This is a genomic window from Allobosea sp. P1_A7 (assembly GCF_056406775.1).
In genome coordinates this window covers 1-464 of sequence record NZ_JBFTZN010000660.1, presented here as the reverse complement: position 1 = coordinate 464, position 464 = coordinate 1, and the positions used below count along the sequence as shown (strand labels likewise).

1 pseudogene is annotated in these 464 nt (G+C 67.5%); it reads left to right on the top strand.

Annotation, left to right across the window (positions count from 1 at the left end):
* Window positions 1–464, top strand: a pseudogene (locus tag AC1D34_RS38280) (HlyD family type I secretion periplasmic adaptor subunit); the annotation flags it as partial.

The window sequence follows — 464 nt, the reverse complement described above, 5'->3', positions numbered from 1 at the left end:
CCTGATCGCCGAGCGCGACAACCTTGCCGCGATCACCTTCCCGGCCGAGTTCGCCMGATTCTCCGACGAGGCCAGCCAGATCATCCAGGGCGAGACCCGGTTGTTCGACGGCAACCGCACCAACCGCGAAAGCCGCAAGGAACAGCTCGAGATCAGCATCGTCCAGTCCGGCGAGGAGGTGAAGGGCCTCGAGGCCCGCCAGGTCGCCAAGGTCGAGGAGCTGCGCCTGGTCGARCTCGAGCGCAACAAATATCTCGGCCTGTTCCAGAAGGGCTTCATCGACGGCACGAAGGTCTACAACATCAACCGCGAATGGGCTCGCCTGCTCGGCGAGCGCGGCGAGATCGAAGCCTCGATCGCCCGCGCCCGGCTGCGCGTCAGCGACGCCCGCCTCCAGATCATCGCCGTCGACGAGACCGCCCGCACCGAGGCCCAGCGCGAGCTGCGCCAGGGCTGCGCCAGGT